This window comes from Streptomyces sp. 4N124 (assembly GCF_052245395.1).
GTDB lineage: Bacteria > Actinomycetota > Actinomycetes > Streptomycetales > Streptomycetaceae > Streptomyces.
Window position 1 is genome coordinate 1 of the sequence record NZ_JBQQBS010000031.1, and the last position, 21,597, is coordinate 21,597.

Sequence of the window (21,597 nt, forward strand, 5' to 3'; positions counted from 1 at the left end):
CCCAATGCCCGGCCAACCCGCACCAGGGCACCCCACACCAGGACACCCCGCCCCAGCCCAGTCCCCACCCCCCGGCCAACAACCCCCGGCCTACGGCTACCCCCAACCCCCCACCGCCCAGCCCACGGTCGGCCCCGGCTACCAGGCCGTGCTCCGCTACCGCGCGCAGGACGGTTCCGAGCAGCAGCTGATCCGGCGTTCGGCGCCGGGGACGCCGCACCCGGAGTGGCAGATCTTCCATGAGCTGCGGGCGATGAACATCCCGCCGGACAAGGTGCTGGAGCTGCACACGGAGCTGGAGTCGTGTGAGCTGCCGGGTGCGTACTGTGCGCGGATGATCCGGGAGCAGTGGCCGCAGGCGCGGATCACGAGCATCGCGCCGTACGGCACGGATCACGCGAGCCGGCAGCAGGGCATGCGGCAACTCCTTGCTCACCAGGGCGAGTTGCACCAGGTCGCCGACGGACCCGCGCGCCCCGCCCCCGTACGGGCGCCGCTTCCGCAGGTGCAGTCGGCGCCGCCGATTCCCCCGGAGGGGATCGCGCAGGAGCTGGCGGGTGCGTTCGGGCCGGGGATCTTCCGGTTCGAGGAGGCCGCGGTGTCCCGGCAGGGCGTGCCGCCGGTCGTGGCGCACTCGCTGGTGATGGCGGGGCTGCCGATGGACATGGGCCCGTTCTTCTGGGCGCAGGCCCAGCCGGGGCGGCCGGTGCCGACGCTGGCGGAGCTGGCGGCCGAGCGCGGCGTGCAGCCGGCGCCGGACGCGGGCTCGTACCTCGTCATGGGCAGCGACTTCGGCAAGGCGATCTGCGTGCAGTACGGGACGGCGAACATCGTCGCCGTCCCCGTGGAGGCGGGGCCGGGCGGTGCGTCCGTACCGCCGCAGTTCGTGAACACGGGGCTGCCCGAGTTCCAGCGCTGCCTGGCGCTGCTCGGCGGGATGTGGCGGCTGCGGTTCGGACTGAACCAGGAGCAGGCCGGCCGCTGGACGGTCGACTTCCAGGCACAGCTGGCCTCGCTCGACCCGGCGGCGCTGGGTTCGCCGGAGAGCTGGTGGTCCGTGCTGCTGGAGCAGATGTGGGACGGGTTGCTCTGACGCGCCGCTGACGTCGTACGAAGATCCTCCGCGGGGGCCGGTCACCACCGGCCCCCGCGCTCTGTCTGGCAGCCGTGACCTCTGCGCGGAGTGTCGCGTTATGAACACTTCCGTCTGATCCATCAGGATGTGCGCAAAATCAGTTGTATTTGATGCCACGTCTGATGACGTCACGTCTGATGGAGAGGAGCCCCAGGATGAGCAGCGCACCGGTGTCGCCACATGGCTTCGTGGCCGTACGGGGGCGCGGCTACCGTCCCGCAGAGGCCGACGCGTTTGTCGAGGCGCTCTCCCAGGACCGGGACGCCGCCTGGGAGCGCGCGGCGCGCCTCACCGTGCTCGCCAAGGAGATGGACGCGGAGGTCGTACGGCTGCGCGAGACCGTGGCGCAGCTCGTCCCGCAGACGTACGAGGCGCTCGGGGAGCGCGCGCAGCGTTTGTTCCAGCTCGTGGAGGAGGAGGCCACCGCCGTACGGGAGGCCGCGCGGCAGGAGGCGCAGCGTTGCGCGAAAGAGGCGCAGGTGTACGCGACCAGCGCCCAGGCCGCGGCGCAGGCGGACGCGGACGTCGTACGCGCCGACGCCCTGGAACTCGCCCGCCAGGCCCTTGTCGTCGCGCACGCCGAGGCCGACGAGATCCGTATCGCGGCCCGGCGCGAGGTGAAGGACAGCCGTACCGAGTCCCTCGCCGCGCTGCGGGAGATGCGGCAGCGCGTCTCCGCGCTGCTGGCCGACCAGGCGAAGGAGCAAGCCCAGCGGTGGGCGGAGGTGGAGCGCGAGGAGGCCGAACGCATCGCCGCGCTGGAGGCGGAGTGCGCCGAACGGGCCGTGCGTGCCGAGGCCGCGCTCGCCGACGCCAAGCAGGCCTATGCCGACGCCGAGGGCTCGATGGAGCGGCTTCAGGAAGAGGCGGACGCGCGGGCGGCCGAGGTGCTCGCCGAGGCGCGGTCGCGCCGGGAACAGATCGCCCGCGAGACCGAGCGCGTGCTGCGCGAGCACGGGGAGCGGTGGGACCAGGTACGCGCCCACATCGACCGCGTACGCAGCAGCCTGACCGCGCTGAAGGCCCGCGCGACGGCGGAGTGAGCAGCGGACTTCGCTCCCAGCGGTGGCGGCGGTTGTCTCACTCGCCCTTCCGCACCGCCCCCGCCAGGATCCGCCCCTCCACCGCCTCGTACTGCCGCCGCTGCTCCTCCGCCTTCCGCCGCCCGGAGATCATCGTCCCCAGCCATCCGAAGGCGAAGCCCGCCGGGATGGACACCAGGCCGGTCGTGGTGAACGGGAACCAGTTGAAGTCGGCCTCGGGGAAGGCCGAGAACGGTGACCCCGAGACCAGATTCGTGCCCGGCATCAGCAGCAGCACGACCACCGAGCCGCCGATCAGCGTCGACAGCAGGCCGGCCCGCGTGTACCGGCGCCAGAAGAGGCCGTAGACGAGGGCGGGGGCGATGGCGGAGGCGGAGAGGCAGAAGGACAGGGTCACCAGGGGTTGCAGGCTGCGGTGCTGGACCAGCGTGGCGAGCAGGATGGCCGGGACGCCGACCGCCAGCGCGGAGAGGCGGGCCAGCAGCATCTCGCGGCGCGGCGACAGTTCCTGGACGCGGGCCGCGTAGACGTCGTGGGCCAGGGAGTTGGCGCAGGCGAGGATCATGCCGGCGACGGAGGCGAGCACGGTGAGGAAGATCGCCGTGGTGACCGCCGTGAACAGGAAGGTCTCCACCGTGGACATGTCCGCCCCGAACACCGCCCGCGAGCCCAGCAGATACGCGGAGTTGCCCTGCGAATCGGCCTCCACGATCGCCGCCCGCCCGATCAGCGCCGTCGCGCCGAACCCGACGACCGTGATGACCAGCACGAACAGCACCACAGACGACACCGCCCAGGACATCGAGCGCCGCACCTGACGCGCGCTGGACGCGGTGTACATACGCATCGTGACGTGCGGCAGACACGCCCCGCCCAGCACGACCGCGAACTGCGATGTGATCATGTCCAGTTGGGGATGCGGCCCGCCGGAGAACTGCAGCCCCGACTCCAGGAACGCCGGCCCCACCCCGCTCTGCGCCGCCGCCGCGTCGAACAGCGCGCCCGCGTCCCAGTCGAACCGGTTCAGCACCAGTACGGCGACCACGGCGCCCGAACCGAGCAGCATCACGATCTTCAGGATCTGGATGAGAGCCGTGCCCTTCATCCCGCCGATCGCCGCGTAGCTGATCATCAGCGCACCCAGCCCGACGATGCAGCCGGTCTTCAGGGACGAGCCCGAGAACCCCAGGATGTACGCCATCAACTGCCCGGTCCCCGCCAGCTGCACCAGCATCAGCGGCAGCAGCGCCGCGATGGTCACCGCGCACGCCGTCATGCGCACGCACCGCCCCGGCATACGGCGGGCCAGCGCGTCCCCCATGGTGAACCGGCCCGCGTTGCGCAGCGGTTCGGCCAGCAGGAACATCAGCAGCATCAGCGACAGCGCGGTGCTCAGGGCCAGCACGATGCCGTCGTAGCCGTACAGCGCGATCACCCCGCCGGTGCCCAGTACGGTCGCCGCGGAGACGTAGTCCCCGGCGATCGCCAGCCCGTTGCGCATGGGGGACAGGGAGTTGTAGCCGGTGTAGAACTCGTCGAGGTCGTCCCGGTCGGGCCCGGTCATCACACACAGCAGCAGCGTGATGGTGACGACGGTGGAGAACGCCACGAGCGACATGGAGCTGTTGCCGAAGTCGGTCGTCATCGGGCCTCTTCCCTCCCCTCCCGCTTGGCGTCCAGTTCGGCCTCCTTGCGGATGCGGTCGGCGAGCGGGTCGACATGGCGGCGGGCCGTGTACTCGTACAGCCCGATCGCCAGCCAGGTGACCGGCAGTTGAAGCAGCGCGAGCAGCAGGCCGGCGGGCAGTCCGTCGGTGACGGTGCTCGTCATGAACCCCGGCGCGAACGCCGACAGGATCAGGAACAGCGTGAAGTAGCCCAGCGCGGTGAGCGTGGCCACCCGCCGCTGCCAGCGGTAGGCGGTGCGCAGGATCCGCAGATCCCGGTGGTGCCCCAGCGGCGGCCGGTCCGGCACCCGTCGGGCGGCGGGCGGTTCGGCTGGGGCTGGTGGCGCCCAGGGGTAGGTGTACGGGTCGTAGGACATCCCGGTACTCCTTGCGTGGCTCGGGTCCGCTGGGTGACGGACCGCAGGGAGGTGGGGGGCGAGCGGAGTGCGCACGCTACTCGTTGGTAGCCGGGACGGTCGAGGGTTTCACCAAACTGATCGGTCGGTATGCGCTTGCTACGCTGACCTGGGCTGTTACCCGCGTTAACTCAGACTTTTTACGATTACTTGAGGTGAACGAGCGCTACGGAAACGGGTACGTCGGCCTGATCGTCGAGCCGCGCACGGAAGGTCACCCGGTGATCGACGCGCCGCCGCACGGAACTCCCCGCGACGAGCGTGAAGCCGACGGCGACCCTCCCCCCGCCCGGCACCCGCACCCGGCCCGAGCCACCCTCCGCCCGCACCGACCACCCACCGTCCCCTCGCCCGCTGACCGTCACCCATCGCGCCGCCACACCGAAGTTGTAGACGTCGACGACCATGCGCGTGCGACGAGTCAGGCGGTATCCGTACGGCGGTGGCGCGTCCCCGTTGTCCTTGCCGGGGGCGCCGTTGCGGGCGGAGTAGCGCTGGTTGAGGACGATGTGCTCGGCGGGGGAGGGGAGAGGGCGGCCATGAGTGACATTCTGTTCTTCTGAACCGCCGCGCGAGACGACGTAGACCGGATCGGGTGAGGCGGTCACGCTCCCGGAGATCCGGCGCCCCATGATGTCGTACGCCACGCCTGGCAGATCGAGCCGCCGCAAGCCCCGCTTCGTGGACCATGCGACCGTCACCAGCTCCCCACGCCCGCTGTCGAAGACGAACGCCCGGACCCCGTCAGCCAGTTGCCGGGCCGTCACGAACCGTGCCGCCCCCAGCAACGAAGTCAGCGCGGCGAAGGCGCTGTACGCGGGCAGCGGTGCGAACTCCCGGTCGAGCAGCCCGAAGTACACGCCGTCGTCGTGCAGCGGCGGCCCGGCGAACCAGAACTGCTTGGCGTTCCCCGCGGCCAGCCCCTCCACCATCGACTTCACCAGATACCGCGCCTGTACGGCCTCCTGCGCGGGCGTCAGATCGCGGGGCGTCTGCTGGAACGCCCCGCACTCCGTCATCCACAGCGGTACGTCCGCCCCGTGCCGCCGGGCGAGCGCGTGCTGTTCGTCCGCCGCACCGGGGAACTGCGGCTCACCCGGCGCGGCGGGGTCGGGGTAGCCGTGGAAGGCCCAGACGTCGGCGTACCGGACGACGTCGTTCGCCAGCATCAGGTCCTGGAAGGGGCCCGCCTGCGCGATGCCCGGCAGGACGACGAGCGGCGGAGCGTCGGACGCGTCCTTGACGCCGAGCGCCGCCGCCTTGACGAAGGCGGCATGGGCGTCGCCGGTGCTGCGGGTGGTGTCGACGTCGGGTTCGTTGGAGAGCTGGAGCGCCTCGGGGCCGGCTTGGGCGAGGCGGCGGGCGTAACGGTAGGCATGGCGGAGGTCGGCGGGCAGCGGCAGTGAGGCGTCGGTCATCGCCCACTCCGGGGCGGGGGAGAGGGCATCGAGGACGGCGAGGCCGTGGGCGCGCAGGGTGCGGATCGCGCGGTCGTGGTGGGCGGTGTCGTATGCGCCGGGGGCGGGCTCGGCGACGGGCCAGGACTGTCCGTCGCGGACCCAGCCGGCGCCCATGTCCCTTACCGCGGCGGCGAATTCGGGGAGGCGAGCCGGGGGGATCAGGGAGGAGTGCCAGATGTTGACGCCGAAGCAGCTGGCGGTGCCGGTGAGCGCGGGGCGGGCGGGGAGACGGGCGAAGGCGCCGGTGACTCCGTCGGCATGGACGCGGTAGTGGCCGGGTGGGAGGTCGTGGGGGAGGGCGACGGTCACGGTGGTTCGGCCTGCGGGGATGGCGGCGTGTCCGTTGGCGACTCGGTGGCCGTCGTAGTCGGTGACGGTGTAGTGGATGGCGTACGGGCGGGTCGCATGCCCATCGAGGGTCAGATGCAGGCGGGCGGGCTCGCCGTCGCGGTGGCGGGGGACGGTGAGCCGGTGCAGGGCGGGGTGGCGGTGGAGGAGGCGGAGGGTGAGGTGGTCGAGCGAGAGGGCGTAGGCGGTGGTGGTGTCGAGGACGGCGGGTTCGCGGACGCGGAGGGTCAACGTGTTGTCACCGCGCCGGAGTTCGACACGGCCGAGGTCGAGTACGGAAAGGTCGCCCCAGGCGGGCTTCGACTCGTACCAGTGCGGCTGGGAGTGAGCGAGGTCGACGAAGGGGCCGCTGTTCACGGCCAGTTGAAGGTACGAGGCGACGGCCTCGGTGTGCGGGGTCTCGACGGGGGCGGTGGCGATGGCGGTGAGGGCGTAGATACCGGGGTGAGGGACCTTGAGTCGGTACGTGGCGAACCACCCGTCCGAGGAGGGAGGTTGCTCGGCCGTGAGCAGGGCGAGGTAGCGCCCGCCGGAGGCACGCCGGTCCCGTGCGAAGGGGATGTTCGTACGCACCGGGGACTCACCCGGCACCGTGATCGCGCCGCCCGTAGTCGCCTGGGCGGTGGGAACACCCGCCACTGCGATCCCGAGTCCCGCCGCAAGAGCCGTACGCCTGTTGAAGTCCATGCCTCCAGGAGACGGGGGCGGGGCGGCAACGGGCGTCGTTCGGGAGGACGGGAGGACCCTGAAGGTGGGGTGCGGGGTGGGGGGTGGGGTCCCTAGGGGAACTGTGTGGTCACTTGGCGAGAGACGTGACGAATACGGACCAGGCGGGGGCGGAGAAGACGATCGCCGGGCCGGTGGGGTGCTTGCTGTCGCGGATGGGGACGTGCGTGGGGAGGGCGGCGTCGTTGACTTCGAGGCAGTCGCCGCTGCTGCCGCCGCTGTAGCTCGACTTGCGCCACGAGGTCAGGGCAGAGGCGTCAGGGATGCTGTGCTCGTTGCGCTTCATTCGCATAATCCTCCGCGACCGACCTGATCAGCGCCAGGGACTGGCGGTGCGACAGCGCGTCGCCCAGCGCATGATCGTAGGCCACCTGACATTGGCGGACCACGGACGGGAGTTCCCAGACCCGGCCCGACTTCAAGCCTTCCACATACGCGATGGGCGGGAGGTCCTCGAACCACATAAGGGAGACGAAGCCCTCCAGCAGGGCGTGGTAGCCGACCGAGAAAGGGAGGACGTGGACCCGGATGCGGTGGCTCTCGCCAAGGGTCACGATGTGACGGAGCTGTTCGCACATCACAGCCGGGCTGCCGACGGGCCGCCGTAGAACCGCCTCGTCGAGCAGCGTCCACACCTTCGGTGAGTGGAAGTTCTCAAGGATGCTGGCGCGTTCGAGGCGCGTGACGAGGAGCTCGTCACGTTCCTCGGTGCTCTTGGGCGAGGCACCCGAGCTGAGTACCTCGCGTGCATACGCCGAAGTCTGAAGGATGCCCGGCACCAACTTGGGGGCATACTCCCGGATCTCAGTGGCCTTGCCCTCGAACTCCAAGGCTTCTTCGAAGTGTTCCGCTACCTTGCGACCATCCAGGATGGGCAGGAAGTTCACGAAGAACCCGTCACCACCCAGCACTTGGTCGAGTCGCCGCGCATCCTCCACATCCGGCCTCCGCCGCCCACCCTCGATATGCGCAATGTGCGTGCGTGACATCACCGCACGCTGGCTCAGCTCCTCCTGCGTGAGGCCCGCCGCCTCTCGCCTCCGCTTGAGTTCCGCGCCGTACTGCTCACGCGAACGCGGATTGTCCTCGATCGCCACCCGTGCAACTCCCCTCCGTGCGGACTGCGTTGTCACGCTGAGCCATCTTCCGAGCGTACCCAGGGTGACGTCACTGTGTGCATGTAACGGCACGCACAGTGAAGGGGATGGGTGTGGAGCAAGCAGACCTGGAGAAAGACCCGTATGAAGAGGTTCCCGGCCCGTCTCTCACCCTCCGCGTCTCCCGCGACGGCGGCCGTACATGGGGACCGAAAGTGACGTATCAGCCGTCCCGTAAGGACGCGCCCTTTGATCTCGCGGGCCGCTTCCCGCCCTGTCAGTGCCCGAGATGCGAGCGGCGATAGCGGATGCCGGGTCGGTCGTCGATGGTGATGTCTTCTACGGCGGTAAAGGCGTTCCGTTCCAGGACGGCCCGGGAGGCTCGGTTGTCCAGGGTGGTGACAGCGATCAGGGATGTCAGGCCGTACGTCGTACCGGCGACTCGGCACATCTCGGCGACCGCCTGCGTGGCGACGCCCTTGCCGGCCGCGTGTTCGCCGACGCGGTAGCCGAGTTCCGCCGAGCCGTCCTCGACGTCGATCAGATTGACGCGCCCGATCAGACGCCCTTCGTCATCGACGATGACGTGGAAGTGGCAGACTCCGGCGTCCTGTTCGGCGAGCCGTGCCTCGTGCACGGCGGCGAAGTCGGCGAAGTAGGCGTCCCCGCGGTCCGGTATCGAGCGGGCGAAGTACTCCCTGTTCTCCCGCTCGAACGCGAGCAGCACGCGCGCGTGGTCAGCGCGCAGCCGTTCCAGCCTCACCTTTCCTCCTTCTTTGCTCCTTGAGCACTGGGAAACGCCTGGCGCCATCAACTCGCCGACTCCGAGAACCCGGCGACCGAGATGCGAGCGCTCACAGCGGATCCGGCCGGCCGTCGACACTGGGCGTCGGCGGGGGGATTCGCGTGCGGGTCAGGCCGCGTGATCGTCGAAACGGAATTCAGGGGTGGCGCGCGGGTCGATACGCGCACCGGCCTCCAGGGCGCCGGCCAGCCGTTCGATCAGTTCGAGGGTCGGGTCGATGCCGCTCTCCTCGATGGACTCGATGTCCTCTTCTGACAGGCCGGCTCGGCGGGCCAGCTCGGCGGTGCTCCAGCCGAGGGCGGACCGTCGGTCATGGACCGCCTGGGCGAAGTCCATACGACGTCCTGCCGCACGGTACGCGGGGTCTTCGCGGTGCTCAGGCGGGACCTTCCAGCTGGTGTGGTATCCGCTGCTCATCGGGCCTCCTCACCCCTACTGTAGACGTCGTGCTCATCGGCTGGAGGGTGCTCGGCGGCGCACAGCTTTCTGGCTCGCTGGGCTCTCAGGACTTCGTCCGTCTCCCGCATCTTGTTCTTGCGGAACACGGTCAGCAGCACCACACGTCGCCCCGGGGCGAACCAGTAGGTGACGCGGAATGCGCCGATACGCAGTTCCCGCAGCCCGTCGCCGAGGTGGCTGGCGAGAGGGAAGGGCAGTGTGGGCCCGTCCGTGGCGAGACGGTCGGCGAAACGCTCGACAGCCCTGTAGTCCGATGGTGAGAGCATCTCCAGCCAAGCGCGCACCTCCGGCTCGACTTCGATCGTGTAGAGGTCAGGCGGTTCCGGCATCACTGTTCCGTTCGAGTGGGGCATACGCTGCTCACCCAAACGGTCACCGGGCTTCGTCCCGGCCGTTTCTCGCCCAAGTTCACCTGATCAGGGACAGGTCAGCCTCTGTCCTCCTTGAGCACCGGAAAACGCCTCGGCGCCATCAGCAACAGCACCACGAACGCCAGCGCCGCCGCCCCCGCCGCCCCCAGATACACCGCGTGCACCGCGTCCGCGATCGCCCGCCGTACCGGCTCCGACGCGGCGCCCGCGTCCAGCGCCCTTGTCACCGAGTCGAGGTCGCTCGCCCCGCCCAGCCGTGCCGCCAGCACCCCGTTGGCCACTGCGCCGAAGACGGCCGCGCCGATTGTCTGGCCTGTCTGGCGGCAGAAGAGGACCGATGCGGTCGTCGTGCCGCGTTCCTCCCAGCCGACCGTCGACTGCACGCCGACGAGCAGGGGGAGTTGGAAGAGGCCGAGGGCCGCACCCAACAGCAGCATCAGCAGGGCCGGTTGCCATGCCTGGCCGGGGTAGGGGAGGAAAGGGAACGCCAGCAGGAGCAGAGATGCTGACCCCACTCCGAGCATCGCCGTGTTGCGGAAGCCGATGCGCCGGTACACGTGCTGGCTGCATGCCGCCGAGATCGGCCAGCTCAGGGTCCAGACGGACAGGACGAAGCCGGCTGCCACCGGGGCCAGGCCGAGGACTGATTGGGCGTACGTCGGCAGGAACACCGTCGGTGCCACCATCAGCAGGCCGAGCGCGCCCAGCGCCAGGTTCACCGCCGCGATCGGGCGGCGGCGCCATACCCACCCGGGGATGATCGGATCGCGGGCTCTCCGCTCGACGATCACGACGACCGCTACGAGCGCGAGTCCCGTACCGAACAACGCCAGGGACGGCGGCGACAGCCAGGGCCACGCCACCCCGCCCTGCACCAGGGCCGTCAGCAGCACGCCGCCGCAGGCGAACACCGCGAGCGCGCCCGCCCAGTCGACACGCGCGCGTGCGGCCCGTTCGCGCTCGGGTTCGTGGAGGTGCCGGACGATCAGCCACAGGGCAACCGCCCCTATCGGCAGGTTGATCAGGAAGATCCAGCGCCAGTCCGCGTACGCCGCCAGGATTCCGCCGATACCCGGTCCCGCGACCGCAGACACCGCCCACACCGTCGACAGCTTGGACTGGATCTTCGGGCGTTCCTTCAGCGGGTACATATCGGCGGCCAGCGTCTGGACCGTGCCCTGGAGGGCCCCGCCGCCCAGGCCCTGCACGATCCGGAAAGCGATCAGCGCCCCCATGTTCCAGGCCACCGCACACAGCAGCGAGCCCAGCAGGAACACCACCGCGCCCGCGATCAGTACCGGTTTGCGGCCGAAGGTGTCGGAGAGCTTGCCGTAGAGGGGGAGGGTGACGGTCACGGCCAGCAGGTAGCCGGAGAAGAGCCAGGAGAAGACGGAGAAGCCGCCGAGGTCGCCGACGATCTGCGGTACGGCCGTGGAGACGATGGTGGAGTCGAGGGCCGCGAGCGCCATCGCGAGCATGAGGGCCGCTACGACGGCTCCCCGTTTCTCGGTTCTGGCGCGCTGTGCGGTGTCGGGTATCGCAGGTCTCGTACGGCCCACCGGGCTTCCTTCCCCATGCATTCCCCTTGCATCTATCTTCCGCGCGTCAGCATCCCACTTGCGCCTCACGTCGCGGGAGGGTGGAGGCTGAGTGCGTCCGAGGGTGGAGACAACCCCGAGGCGTACTCCACCGAAGGGTGGACTGCCCCTAGGGGTCCCTCCGTACTAGGGCTCGGGGAGGGTTCGTACCGGCGGAGGACGAGACGGGTACGGGGTCGTCCTTAACCTGGCTTTACGCCGAGGGGGCGCCGTACCGAACCCGCGGGGGTGGGGTTTTCCCCAGGAAAAGACGGGGTCGGGCACCAGCGCGCAGCACCCCCTGCCGCGACCAGACTCATGGGCGTACCGAGTACCGAATCTCAGTACCGAATCTCAGGCGTGACCGCACCAACGCACGGTTCCGCTGGACCGACACGCTTCATCTGCTGACCGACATAGGAGACATACCGTGACATCGGCTGTGACCATTCCCAGGCACGGGGGTACTGGAGGGCGTACGGCCGTTGCCGCGCGGGCGCGGCAGGTCGTCAAGGCGTATGGGTCCGGGGAGACCCGTGTCGTCGCCCTGGACCAGGTGGACGTGGACATCGCTCGCGGGCAGTTCACCGCGATCATGGGCCCCTCGGGGTCCGGCAAGTCCACCCTGATGCACTGCCTCGCCGGGCTCGACACCGTGACGTCCGGGCAGATCTACCTCGACGACACCGAGATCACCGGGCTGAAGGACAAGAAGCTCACGCAGCTGCGCCGGGACCGGATCGGGTTCATCTTCCAGGCGTTCAACCTGCTGCCGACGCTCAACGCGATAGAGAACATCACGCTTCCCATGGACATCGCCGGGCGGAAGCCCGACAAGGCGTGGCTGGGGCGGGTCGTCGACACCGTGGGGCTGAGTGACCGGCTCAAGCACCGGCCGACGCAGCTCTCCGGCGGGCAGCAGCAACGTGTCGCCGTGGCCCGGGCGTTGGCCGCCCGGCCGGAGATCATCTTCGGTGACGAGCCGACCGGAAACCTGGACTCGCGGGCCGGTGCCGAGGTGCTCGGGTTCCTGCGGCGGTCCGTGGACGAGCTGGGGCAGACCATCGTGATCGTCACCCACGACCCGGTGGCCGCCTCGTACTCCGACCGCGTGCTGTACCTCGCCGACGGGCGCATCGTCGACGAGATGTACAAGCCGACCGCCGAGGCCGTCCTCGACCGTATGAAGGACTTCGACGCCCGGGGACGTACGTCATGACCGTCCTGAAGACCTCCATGCGCAACTTCTTCGCGCACAAGGGCCGTATGGCCCTCTCCGCGGTCGCGGTGCTGCTGTCGGTGGCGTTCGTGTGCGGCACGCTCGTGTTCACGGACACCATGAACACGACGTTCGACAAGCTCTTCGCGACGACTTCCTCAGATGTGACGGTCTCCCCGAAGGAGGCCAAGACCGACGAGACCCCGCAGAACGGCGTCCCGGAGTCGCTGCCCGCCTCGCTGCTGGCGCAGGCGCAGCAGGCCGAGGGCGTCAAGTCGGCCGAGGGCGCGGTCAGTTCGATGAACGTGACCGTCGTCAACAGCGACAACAAGAACATGGGGTCGACGACCGGCGCGCCCACCATCGCCGGCAACTGGACCAAGAACGACCTGCGTTCGATGGAGATCACCTCCGGACACGCCCCGCGCGGGCCGACCGAGGTGATGGTCGACGCCGACACCGCCGACAAGCACGACCTGAAGCTGGGTGACGAGCTGCGCACCATCGCGCAGACCGGTGACTTCAGCGCGAAGATCGTCGGCATCGCCACCTTCAAGGTGACCAACCCCGGCGCCTCCGTCGTCTACTTCGACACCGACACCGCCCAGCGCGAACTCCTCGGCTCCACCGGCCGGTTCACGCAGTTCAACCTCACCGCGGCGGCGGGCGTCTCCGACGCGCAGCTCAAGCAGAACGTCACGCAGGCCCTGGACGGCACGTACAAGATCCAGACGCAGCAGGAGACCGCGGACGAGAACCGCAAGGACGTCGGCGAGTTCATGGACGTCATCAAGTACGCCATGCTCGGCTTCGCCGGGATCGCCTTCCTCGTCGGCATCTTCCTGATCATCAACACCTTCTCGATGCTGGTCGCCCAGCGCACCCGCGAGATCGGCCTGATGCGGGCGATCGGTTCGTCCCGCAGGCAGGTCAACCGCTCCGTGCTGGTGGAGGCGCTGTTCCTCGGCGTCGTGGGTTCCATCCTCGGCGTCGCCGCCGGTGTCGGTATCGCGATCGGCCTGATGAAGCTCATGTCGATGGCCGGGATGAACCTCTCCACCGACGACCTCACCATCAAGGTCAGCACCCCGATCGCCGGTGTGATCCTCGGTGTCGTCGTCACCGTCCTCGCCGCCTACCTGCCGGCCCGCCGCGCCGGCAAGGTCTCCCCGATGGCCGCGCTGCGCGACGCCGGTACGCCGGCCGACGTGAAGGCGGGCTGGATCCGGGGCGTGATCGGCACGGTGCTCACCGGCGCCGGCGGGTTCGCCCTCTACACCGCGGCGAACGCGGACAAGGCGAGCGAGGGCGCGCTGATGCTGGGCGCGGGGATCGTCCTCTCCCTCATCGGCTTCGTCGTCATCGGCCCGCTGCTGGCGGGCGCGGTCGTCCGGGTGATCAGCGCGGTGCTGCTGCGGGCCTTCGGTCCCGTCGGCCGCATGGCCGAGCGCAACGCGCTGCGCAACCCGCGCCGCACCGGCGCCACCGCCGCGGCCCTGATGATCGGCCTCGCGCTGGTCGCCTGTCTGTCGGTCGTCGGCTCCTCGATGGTCGCCTCGGCCACCAGCGAGCTCGACAAGTCGGTCGGCGCGGACTTCATCGTCCAGGGCAACCAGCGGATCGTGCCGCAGGCCCAGAAGGCGATGGAGCAGAGCCCGGCCCTGGCCCACGTCACCTCCTACAAGGACCTCGACGCCACGCTGACCTCCCCGGACGGCAAGACGGACGACTCCGGCCTCGTCGCCGCCGACCCGACGTACGCGGAGGACCTGCGCCGCGCCACCATGGCGGGCACGCTGTCGGCCGCGTACGGCAAGGACGCGATGTCGGTCGGCTCCGACTACGCCAAGAAGCACCGTGTCCGCGTCGGCGACACCATCTCCGTCGCCTTCAAGGGCGGCGAGACGGCGAAGCTCAAGGTCGCCGCCATCACGGACGACGACTCCGCGCTCGACCAAGGCGCTCGCTACACCAGCATCGAGACGATGCGGAAGTACCTCCCGGCCGACAGGATCCCGCCGAACGAGATCATGTTCGCCAAGGCCAAGGACGGTCAGCAGGACGAGGCGTACGCCGCGCTGAAGAAGTCCCTGGAGCCGTACCCGCAGTACCAGGTCCGCGACCAGACCGACTACAAGCAGGAACTGAAGGATCAGGTCGGCCAGCTTCTGAACATGGTCTACGGCCTGCTCGCTCTGGCGATCATCGTGGCGGTGCTGGGTGTGGTGAACACGCTGGCCCTCTCGGTGGTGGAACGGACGCGGGAGATCGGTCTGATGCGGGCGATCGGCCTCTCGCGGCGCCAGCTGCGCCGGATGATCCGCATGGAGTCGGTGGTCATCGCCCTGTTCGGCGCCCTGCTGGGCCTTGGCCTCGGCATGGGCTGGGGCGCCACCGCCCAGAGGCTCCTCGCCCTGGAGGGCCTGAACGTCCTGGAGATTCCCTGGGTGACGATCGGCGGCGTGTTCATCGGCTCGGCCTTCGTCGGTCTCTTCGCCGCCCTCATCCCGGCGTTCCGGGCGGGCCGCATGAACGTCCTGAACGCCATCGCGACCGAGTAGCCACCGCATACGGGGGTTGCGGGGGAAGGACCCGGTGCCGGGGAGTCTGGGGGGACTCTTCGGCACCGGGTTCGTGCATGCCAGGGCGGATTTCGCCCCCGCCGCCCCTACCCATTCCCATCCTCCAGGGGCTCCGCCCCTTCGACCCCGCCAGGGGGCTCTGCCCCCTGGACCCCGCTCCTCAAACGCCGGAGGGGCTGTTTTAGCCCGTCCGGCGTTTGAGGACGAGGCCGTTCAGGCCGAAGCGGGGGTCTGGGGGCGCAGCCCCCAGGGATGGGACGGGTAGGGGCGGCGGGGGCGAGATACCGCGACGTCGGCTCCGGTGCCGGGGCTGTGGAAAACCGGCGTTATCCACAGGCCCCGACGCACGGCAGCGCCCCGACGTACGCTGGAGACCCCCGGCCCGTGCAACGAGTCGGGCCCTTCGCGTTGCCCACCCCCGGACGGAAAGCCCTCCTCCACATGAGCCTGCACGGTCTGCTCGACGCCGTCGTCAAGGACACCGCCCTCGCGGAAGCGACCAAGGCGGCCGCAGACGGCAACCGCATGCACGTCGACCTGGTCGGCCCCCCAGCGGCCCGCCCCCTCGCGGTCGCCGCGCTGGCCCGCGAGTCCGGCCGCCCGGTCCTCGCGGTGACCGCGACCGGCCGCGAGGCGGAGGACCTGGCGGCAGCCCTCCGTTCCCTGCTCCCCCCGGAGGGCATCGCGGAGTACCCATCCTGGGAAACCCTCCCGCACGAGCGCCTCAGCCCCCGCAGCGACACCGTCGGCCGCCGCCTCGCCGTCCTGCGCCGCCTGGCCCACCCCAGGGCCGACGACCCGGAGACGGGCCCGGTCTCCGTGGTCGTAGCGCCGGTGCGTTCAGTGCTCCAGCCCCAGGTCAAGGGCCTCGGCGACCTGGAACCCGTCGCCCTGCGCACCGGCGAGACCGCCGACCTGAACACGATCGTGGAGGCCCTCGCCGCCGCCGCGTACGCGCGCGTGGAGCTCGTCGAGAAGCGCGGCGAGTTCGCCGTACGCGGCGGCATCCTGGACGTCTTCCCGCCCACCGAGGAACACCCCCTGCGCGTGGAGTTCTGGGGCGACGACATCGAGGAGATCCGCTACTTCAAGGTCGCCGACCAGCGCTCCCTGGAGGTCGCCGAGCACGGCCTGTGGGCGCCGCCCTGCCGCGAGCTGCTGCTGACGGACGAGGTGCGGGCACGCGCGCGTGCCCTCGCCGAGGCCCACCCCGAGCTGGGCGAACTGCTCGGCAAGATCGCCGAGGGGATCGCGGTGGAGGGCATGGAGTCCCTCGCGCCGGTCCTCGTCGACGACATGGAGCTGCTGCTCGACGTACTGCCGAAGGGCGCCATGGCCGTCGTATGCGATCCGGAGCGGGTACGCACGCGTGCCTCGGATCTCGTGGCGACGAGCCAGGAGTTCCTGCAGGCCTCCTGGGCCGCCACCGCGGGCGGTGGCAACGCGCCGATCGACGTCGGCGCGGCCTCCCTGTGGGCCATCGCGGACGTCCGGGACCGGGCGCGCGAGCTGGACATGATGTGGTGGTCGGTGTCGCCGTTCGCGGCGGACGAGGAGCTCGACGCGGACACGCTCAAGCTCGGCATGCACGCCCCGGAGTCGTACCGCGGGGACACCGCGCGGGCGCTCGCCGACACCAAGGGCTGGCTCGCCGACGGCTGGCGCACGGTGTACGTGACGGAAGCGCACGGCCCGGCGGCCAGGACCGTCGAGGTGCTCGGCGGCGAGGGCATCGCCGCGCGCCTGGACGCGGACCTCGGCGAGATCTCCCCGTCCGTGGTGCATGTGGCGTGCGGCTCGATCGACTTCGGCTTCGTCGATCCGGCGCTGAAGCTCGCGGTGCTGACCGAGACAGACCTCTCCGGGCAGAAGGCGGCCGGCAAGGACGGCGCCCGGATGCCCGCGCGGCGCCGCAAGACCATCGACCCGCTGACCCTGGAGGCGGGCGACTACATCGTGCACGAGCAGCACGGTGTCGGCCGGTACATCGAGATGGTGCAGCGGACGGTGCAGGGCGCGACCCGCGAGTACCTGGTCGTGGAGTACGCGCCCGCCAAGCGCGGCCAGCCCGGCGACCGGCTGTACATCCCCACCGACCAGCTGGAGCAGATCACCAAGTACGTCGGCGGTGAGGCCCCGACCCTGCACCGGCTCGGCGGCGCCGACTGGACGAAGACGAAGGCCCGCGCGAAGAAGGCGGTCAAGGAGATCGCCGCGGACCTGATCAAGCTGTACAGCGCGCGCATGGCGGCCCCCGGACACACCTTCGGCGCGGACACCCCATGGCAGCGGGAGCTGGAGGACGCCTTCCCGTACGTGGAGACGCCCGACCAGCTCACCACCATCGCCGAGGTCAAGGAGGACATGGAGAAGTCGGTCCCCATGGACCGGCTGATCTGCGGCGACGTCGGCTACGGCAAGACGGAGATCGCGGTCCGCGCCGCCTTCAAGGCCGTGCAGGACGGCAAGCAGGTCGCCGTGCTCGTCCCGACGACACTGCTGGTGCAGCAGCACTTCGGGACGTTCAGCGAGCGGTACTCGCAATTCCCGGTCAACGTACGGGCGTTGAGCCGCTTCCAGACGGACACCGAGGCGAAGGCGACCCTTGAGGGCCTGCGTGAGGGCTCGGTGGACGTCGTCATCGGCACGCACCGGCTGTTCTCCTCCGAGACCAAGTTCAAGGACCTCGGCCTGGTCATCGTCGACGAGGAGCAGCGCTTCGGCGTCGAGCACAAGGAGCAGCTGAAGAAGCTGCGCGCGAACGTCGACGTACTGACGATGTCCGCGACCCCCATCCCGCGCACCCTGGAGATGGCGGTGACCGGCATCCGCGAGATGTCGACGATCACCACACCGCCGGAGGAGCGCCACCCGGTGCTGACCTTCGTCGGGCCGTACGAGGAGAAGCAGATCGGCGCGGCCATCCGCCGTGAACTCCTGCGCGAGGGCCAGGTCTTCTACATCCATAACCGCGTCGAGTCCATCGACCGGGCGGCGGCGCGGCTGCGCGAGATCGTGCCCGAGGCGCGGATCGCGACGGCCCACGGCCAGATGTCGGAGCAGGCGCTGGAACAGGTCGTCGTCGACTTCTGGGAGAAGCGGTACGACGTGCTGGTGTCGACGACGATCGTCGAGTCGGGCATCGACATCTCCAACGCCAACACGCTGATCGTGGAGCGCGGCGACAACTTCGGCCTGTCCCAGCTGCATCAGCTGCGCGGGCGCGTGGGCCGTGGGCGCGAGCGCGGCTACGCGTACTTCCTGTACCCGCCGGAGAAGCCGCTGACCGAGACCGCCCACGAGCGGCTCGCGACCATCGCCCAGCACACCGAGATGGGCGCGGGCATGTACGTCGCCATGAAGGACCTGGAGATCCGCGGCGCCGGAAACCTCCTGGGCGGCGAGCAGTCCGGGCATATCGCGGGCGTCGGCTTCGACCTGTACGTACGGATGGTCGGCGAGGCGGTGGCGGACTACCGGGCCTCCCTGGAGGGCGGTGTCGAGGAGGAGCCGCCGCTGGAGGTCAAGATCGAGCTGCCCGTGGACGCGCACGTCCCGCACGACTACGCGCCGGGCGAGCGGCTCAGGCTGCAGGCCTACCGGTCCATCGCCTCCGCCAACACGGAGGAGGACATCAAGTCCGTACGCGAGGAACTCGTCGACCGCTACGGCAAGTTGCCCGAGCCGGTGGAGAACCTGCTGCTGGTGGCCGGACTCCGGATGCTCGCGCGCGCGTGCGGCGTCGGCGAGATCGTCCTCCAGGGCAACAACATCCGCTTCGCGCCGGTGGAGTTGCGCGAGTCGCAGGAGTTGCGCGTCAAGCGGCTGTACCCGGGGACCGTCATCAAGCCGGCCGCCCGCCAGCTGCTGGTGCCGCGCCCGAAGACCGCGAAGGTGGGCGGAAAGCCGCTGGTCGGGCGGGAGTTGCTCGGCTGGGTCGGAGAGTTCCTGGCGTCGATCCTGGGGTCGTAGGGCCGCCGGAGTGTGTGAAGCCGTCCGCGGGAAGTGGGTGTGTCCGCGGACGGCCTGGTCTGCTGTCCTCCGTGAGTCTGGCGGCTACGGCTGTTCGGGCTTGTCGCGATCCATGCCCATGGCGCCTTCGGCCCTCCGCTGCGCCTGGTCGACCTGGCTCTCGTACTTGTTGCCCGTCTTCTCGTTGATCTTCTGTTCCGCGGCGTCGGAGGCGCCCTTGGCCTTCTCCTGCGCCGCCTTGTTGCTCTTGAACCTGTCGAAGATGCCCATCCAGATCTCCTTCCGGAGGTGACTCAGAACCGACGATACGCCCGACTTGAGCCGAATGCCTTTTAAGGACCTATATGGTCTGGACCTCTCGGCCGCTACCGTGGGACAACGTGAAACAACTCAGGGGTGGGGCGGCGGCCGCCGCCGTAATGCTCGGCATGGCACTACTGCTCGCGGGCTGCGAGAACGTCGATCTGCCCGAGGTCGACAGCGAGCCCGCCGGCTCCAATGAACCCTCCGGCTCCGGCACCAGCCCGTTCGACAACCCGGACGGGACGAAACCGGGCCTCGCGCCCCTCACCTCGGACGCCGACCGGGCGGAGGCGCGGGCGCTGATCGAGAAGGTGACGACCAAGGGGCGCGGCCCGAAGACGGGTTACGACCGCGACGAGTTCGGCTACGCCTGGATGGACTCGGCGGACGGTGTGCCGCTGGCCCGCAACGGCTGCGACACCCGCAACGACCTCCTCCAACGGGACGGCGAGGACGTCCGTTTCCGCTCCGGTTCGGACTGCGTCGTCATCTCCATGACGCTGCGCGACCCGTACACCGGGACGACCATCGAGTGGCGCAAGCAGCAGGCCACCGAGGTGCAGATCGACCACATGGTGCCGCTCTCCTACGGCTGGCAGATGGGCGCCGCACGCTGGTCCGAGGACAAACGCGAGCAACTGGCCAACGACCCGCTCAACCTGATCCCGGCCCAGGGCCGCGCCAACAGCTCCAAGGGCGACTCCGGCCCCGCGGCCTGGCTCCCCCCGAACAAGCGGATCCGCTGCTCCTACGTGGTCCGCTTCGCGCAGGTCTCCCTGAAGTACGAGCTGCCGGTGACGGCACCCGACAAGGAAATGATGCTGCGCCAGTGCGGGGGCTGAACCTACGGTGACCGCATGGAGCTGAAGGTATGGAGCCTGGCCGAGCGGCCCGAGGCACGTGAGCGGATCGCCGAAATGCCCCACAGCTGGGCGGAGTTCGTCATCAACGACGTGGTGGGCGACGCGCACTATCCGCGGATCGCCGCCGAACTCCCTCAGTTCGTGCTGTTCGCCGAGGACGAGACGGGCGAGATCGTCGCGCACGCCCAGAGCGTGCCGTTCGCCCTCGCCGCCGAAGGGCGGGGTCACCTGCCCGCGCGCGGGTGGGACGAAGTGCTCGTGTGGGCCTTCAGCGATCTGCGCCGCGGGGTCCGCCCCGACACGGTCAGCGCCATCTCCGTCACCGTCGCCCCGCACGCCCAAGGACGCGGACTGTCCGGCCGCATGCTGTCGGCGATGCGCGAGAACGCCCGCGCGCACGGTTTCGGCGAGGTCGTCGCCCCGGTCCGCCCCAGCGCCAAGCACCTCGAAGTGCGCACGCCCATCGAGGAGTACGCCCACCGCGTACGCCCCGACGGGCTCCCGCACGACCCCTGGCTGCGTGTCCACGCCCGCGCCGGCGCCGTCATCGACTCCATCGCGCCGGCGTCCATGACCGTCACCGGCTCGCTGGAGCAGTGGCGCGGCTGGACGGGCCTGCCCTTCGACACCGCCGGTGACATCGAGGTGCCGGGTGGGCTGGTGCCGGTGCGGTGCGAACCGGAGCAGGGGTACGCCGTGTATGTCGAGCCCAACGTGTGGATGCGGCACGCGGTGTGACGGTGCGGCTCCCGCCTGGGCGGTCGTAGGGACTGGCCGGTACGACAACGGTTCGGTACAACCCGGACCGGTTGTCGGTGTCGGCCTATACGCTCGAACCGAACAACCGCACCACCGACGTCGCGCCCGCGCGAGGCGACGCCGAGGGTCCCGTACGCCCCACTTCAGGCACCAGGAGCAGTCATGCATGGCCACGGCTACCCGCAGCCGGTGAAGCAGCCGCCTCCGACGCTGTGGCTGATTCTGCTGCGTGTGGTGTTCGTGACGCTCTCGATCATCAGCTTCGGCTTCCTCGCCTGGGCGATGCTGCTGCGCCTGGCGGCCGTCACCCGCAAGATGCGCGACTGGGTCCTGCTCGGGGCCCTGATCGCCGTCGACATCGTCGCGATCGGGCTCCTCGGCTCCGAGCCCGCCGAGGAGATCAGCAGCCCGGCCGGCTACCTCGGGTTCTTCCTGCTGATGGGTTCGCTGGTGGCGAGCGTCGCGTACTACCTCGTGGCCGAGATACGCCACTTCCAGCGGCTCCGCCAGGGCGCCGGCGCGTACGGCGCGGGGCAGACGCCGATACCGGGGCAGGGCTTCCCGCAGGCGGCGACGCCGTACACCGCCACCACCGCGCCGCAGACCCCGGCCGCCCCGCACTTCCCGCCCCCGATGCCCCCGGCCCCCGCGGACCGGACGCCGATACCCACCCCGCCGCAGCGCCCCGCCCCGGCCCGGATCGACCAGGTGCGCGCCGAGCTCGACGAGCTCAGCGACTATCTGCGCAAGCACGACGGCAACCACGAGAGCGGAAGGTGACCGTGGGGGCAGGACG

The 21,597-nt window shown here is 70.0% G+C and carries 18 protein-coding genes; 8 read left to right on the top strand and 10 right to left on the bottom strand.

What is annotated here, in order from left to right; all coding sequences use genetic code 11:
• On the top strand, positions 1-1,093 hold a 1,093-nt coding region (locus ACTWQO_RS27820), incomplete at its 5' end, for an SUKH-4 family immunity protein (RefSeq protein WP_443240103.1).
• A 197-nt stretch (positions 1,094-1,290) separates the two neighbouring features.
• The gene (locus tag ACTWQO_RS27825; RefSeq protein ID WP_443240104.1) at positions 1,291-2,178 is read left to right on the top strand and encodes a cellulose-binding protein; all 888 of its coding nucleotides are present in this window, start codon (positions 1,291-1,293) and stop codon (positions 2,176-2,178) included.
• A gap of 37 nt (positions 2,179-2,215) precedes the next feature.
• Here the strand turns inward: ACTWQO_RS27825 and ACTWQO_RS27830 are convergent, their stop codons facing one another.
• The 9 genes from ACTWQO_RS27830 to ACTWQO_RS27870 all read right to left on the bottom strand — a co-directional run bounded on the left by ACTWQO_RS27830 (position 2,216) and on the right by ACTWQO_RS27870 (position 11,085).
• Positions 2,216-3,823, bottom strand: coding sequence for a sodium/solute symporter (locus ACTWQO_RS27830; RefSeq protein ID WP_443240105.1), 1,608 nt, complete (start codon positions 3,821-3,823; stop codon positions 2,216-2,218).
• Entirely contained in the window at positions 3,820-4,221 is a 402-nt protein-coding gene (locus ACTWQO_RS27835; protein WP_443240106.1) for a DUF485 domain-containing protein, read from the bottom strand. Before ACTWQO_RS27835 ends, ACTWQO_RS27830 begins: the two co-directional genes overlap by 4 nt.
• A gap of 185 nt (positions 4,222-4,406) precedes the next feature.
• Positions 4,407-6,755 carry a hypothetical protein gene (locus ACTWQO_RS27840; protein WP_443240107.1) on the bottom strand — a complete coding sequence of 783 codons (2,349 nt, stop codon included), beginning with the start codon at positions 6,753-6,755 and terminating at the stop codon, positions 4,407-4,409.
• 109 nt (positions 6,756-6,864) lie between these two features.
• A complete protein-coding gene (locus tag ACTWQO_RS27845) occupies positions 6,865-7,080 on the bottom strand; it encodes a DUF397 domain-containing protein (protein ID WP_443240108.1) in 216 nt (71 codons plus the stop codon).
• Positions 7,052-7,891 (bottom strand): helix-turn-helix domain-containing protein, encoded by an 840-nt coding sequence (locus ACTWQO_RS27850; RefSeq protein ID WP_443240109.1) that lies wholly within the window; start codon positions 7,889-7,891, stop codon positions 7,052-7,054. The genes ACTWQO_RS27845 and ACTWQO_RS27850 overlap by 29 nt, the downstream gene beginning before the upstream one ends.
• Before the next feature lie 277 nt (positions 7,892-8,168).
• The gene (locus ACTWQO_RS27855) at positions 8,169-8,702 is read right to left on the bottom strand and encodes a GNAT family N-acetyltransferase (protein ID WP_443240110.1); all 534 of its coding nucleotides are present in this window, start codon (positions 8,700-8,702) and stop codon (positions 8,169-8,171) included.
• Between the two features lie 102 nt (positions 8,703-8,804).
• Positions 8,805-9,113 carry a helix-turn-helix domain-containing protein gene (locus tag ACTWQO_RS27860; protein WP_328363196.1) on the bottom strand — a complete coding sequence of 103 codons (309 nt, stop codon included), beginning with the start codon at positions 9,111-9,113 and terminating at the stop codon, positions 8,805-8,807.
• The gene (locus ACTWQO_RS27865) at positions 9,110-9,484 is read right to left on the bottom strand and encodes a type II toxin-antitoxin system RelE/ParE family toxin (RefSeq protein WP_443240111.1); all 375 of its coding nucleotides are present in this window, start codon (positions 9,482-9,484) and stop codon (positions 9,110-9,112) included. Before ACTWQO_RS27865 ends, ACTWQO_RS27860 begins: the two co-directional genes overlap by 4 nt.
• A gap of 98 nt (positions 9,485-9,582) precedes the next feature.
• Positions 9,583-11,085 (bottom strand): MFS transporter, encoded by a 1,503-nt coding sequence (locus ACTWQO_RS27870; RefSeq protein ID WP_443240112.1) that lies wholly within the window; start codon positions 11,083-11,085, stop codon positions 9,583-9,585.
• A gap of 448 nt (positions 11,086-11,533) precedes the next feature.
• On the opposite strand from ACTWQO_RS27870, the gene ACTWQO_RS27875 reads away from it, so the two are divergent.
• The 3 genes from ACTWQO_RS27875 (at position 11,534) to mfd (ending at position 18,876) form a co-directional block, all read left to right on the top strand.
• Positions 11,534-12,322, top strand: coding sequence for an ABC transporter ATP-binding protein (locus tag ACTWQO_RS27875; protein ID WP_328363204.1), 789 nt, complete (start codon positions 11,534-11,536; stop codon positions 12,320-12,322).
• A complete protein-coding gene (locus ACTWQO_RS27880; protein ID WP_443240113.1) occupies positions 12,319-14,883 on the top strand; it encodes an ABC transporter permease in 2,565 nt (854 codons plus the stop codon). The genes ACTWQO_RS27875 and ACTWQO_RS27880 overlap by 4 nt, the downstream gene beginning before the upstream one ends.
• A gap of 462 nt (positions 14,884-15,345) precedes the next feature.
• Entirely contained in the window at positions 15,346-18,876 is a 3,531-nt protein-coding gene (gene mfd / locus ACTWQO_RS27885) for a transcription-repair coupling factor (RefSeq protein WP_443240114.1), read from the top strand.
• A gap of 84 nt (positions 18,877-18,960) precedes the next feature.
• Here the strand turns inward: mfd and ACTWQO_RS27890 are convergent, their stop codons facing one another.
• The gene (locus tag ACTWQO_RS27890) at positions 18,961-19,146 is read right to left on the bottom strand and encodes an antitoxin (RefSeq protein ID WP_443240115.1); all 186 of its coding nucleotides are present in this window, start codon (positions 19,144-19,146) and stop codon (positions 18,961-18,963) included.
• 149 nt (positions 19,147-19,295) lie between these two features.
• Between ACTWQO_RS27890 and ACTWQO_RS27895 the strand changes: the two genes are divergently transcribed.
• From ACTWQO_RS27895 to ACTWQO_RS27905, 3 genes are all read left to right on the top strand, one after another.
• Positions 19,296-20,021 carry an HNH endonuclease family protein gene (locus tag ACTWQO_RS27895; RefSeq protein WP_443240185.1) on the top strand — a complete coding sequence of 242 codons (726 nt, stop codon included), beginning with the start codon at positions 19,296-19,298 and terminating at the stop codon, positions 20,019-20,021.
• Positions 20,022-20,036: 15 nt separating this feature from the next.
• Positions 20,037-20,780: an N-acetyltransferase gene (locus tag ACTWQO_RS27900; RefSeq protein WP_443240116.1), complete on the top strand. Its 744-nt coding sequence runs from the start codon at positions 20,037-20,039 to the stop codon at positions 20,778-20,780.
• A gap of 183 nt (positions 20,781-20,963) precedes the next feature.
• Positions 20,964-21,581, top strand: coding sequence for a hypothetical protein (locus ACTWQO_RS27905; protein WP_443240117.1), 618 nt, complete (start codon positions 20,964-20,966; stop codon positions 21,579-21,581).
• Positions 21,582-21,597: the final 16 nt, after the last annotated feature.

Bases quoted from the DNA above. Each gene is read 5' to 3' on its own strand.
- ACTWQO_RS27835 (WP_443240106.1), bottom strand. From the start codon at position 4,221: ATGTCCTACGACCCGTACACCTACCCCTGGGCGCCACCAGCCCCAGCC.
- ACTWQO_RS27860 (WP_328363196.1), bottom strand. From the start codon at position 9,113: ATGAGCAGCGGATACCACACCAGCTGGAAGGTCCCGCCTGAGCACCGC.
- ACTWQO_RS27890 (WP_443240115.1), bottom strand. From the start codon at position 19,146: ATGGGCATCTTCGACAGGTTCAAGAGCAACAAGGCGGCGCAGGAGAAG.
- ACTWQO_RS27840 (WP_443240107.1), bottom strand. From the start codon at position 6,755: ATGGACTTCAACAGGCGTACGGCTCTTGCGGCGGGACTCGGGATCGCA.
- ACTWQO_RS27905 (WP_443240117.1), top strand. From the start codon at position 20,964: ATGCATGGCCACGGCTACCCGCAGCCGGTGAAGCAGCCGCCTCCGACG.
- ACTWQO_RS27895 (WP_443240185.1), top strand. From the start codon at position 19,296: ATGCTCGGCATGGCACTACTGCTCGCGGGCTGCGAGAACGTCGATCTG.
- ACTWQO_RS27845 (WP_443240108.1), bottom strand. From the start codon at position 7,080: ATGAAGCGCAACGAGCACAGCATCCCTGACGCCTCTGCCCTGACCTCG.
- mfd (WP_443240114.1), top strand. From the start codon at position 15,346: ATGAGCCTGCACGGTCTGCTCGACGCCGTCGTCAAGGACACCGCCCTC.
- ACTWQO_RS27900 (WP_443240116.1), top strand. From the start codon at position 20,037: ATGGAGCTGAAGGTATGGAGCCTGGCCGAGCGGCCCGAGGCACGTGAG.
- ACTWQO_RS27865 (WP_443240111.1), bottom strand. From the start codon at position 9,484: ATGCCGGAACCGCCTGACCTCTACACGATCGAAGTCGAGCCGGAGGTG.
- ACTWQO_RS27825 (WP_443240104.1), top strand. From the start codon at position 1,291: ATGAGCAGCGCACCGGTGTCGCCACATGGCTTCGTGGCCGTACGGGGG.
- ACTWQO_RS27880 (WP_443240113.1), top strand. From the start codon at position 12,319: ATGACCGTCCTGAAGACCTCCATGCGCAACTTCTTCGCGCACAAGGGC.
- ACTWQO_RS27855 (WP_443240110.1), bottom strand. From the start codon at position 8,702: ATGGCGCCAGGCGTTTCCCAGTGCTCAAGGAGCAAAGAAGGAGGAAAG.
- ACTWQO_RS27830 (WP_443240105.1), bottom strand. From the start codon at position 3,823: ATGACGACCGACTTCGGCAACAGCTCCATGTCGCTCGTGGCGTTCTCC.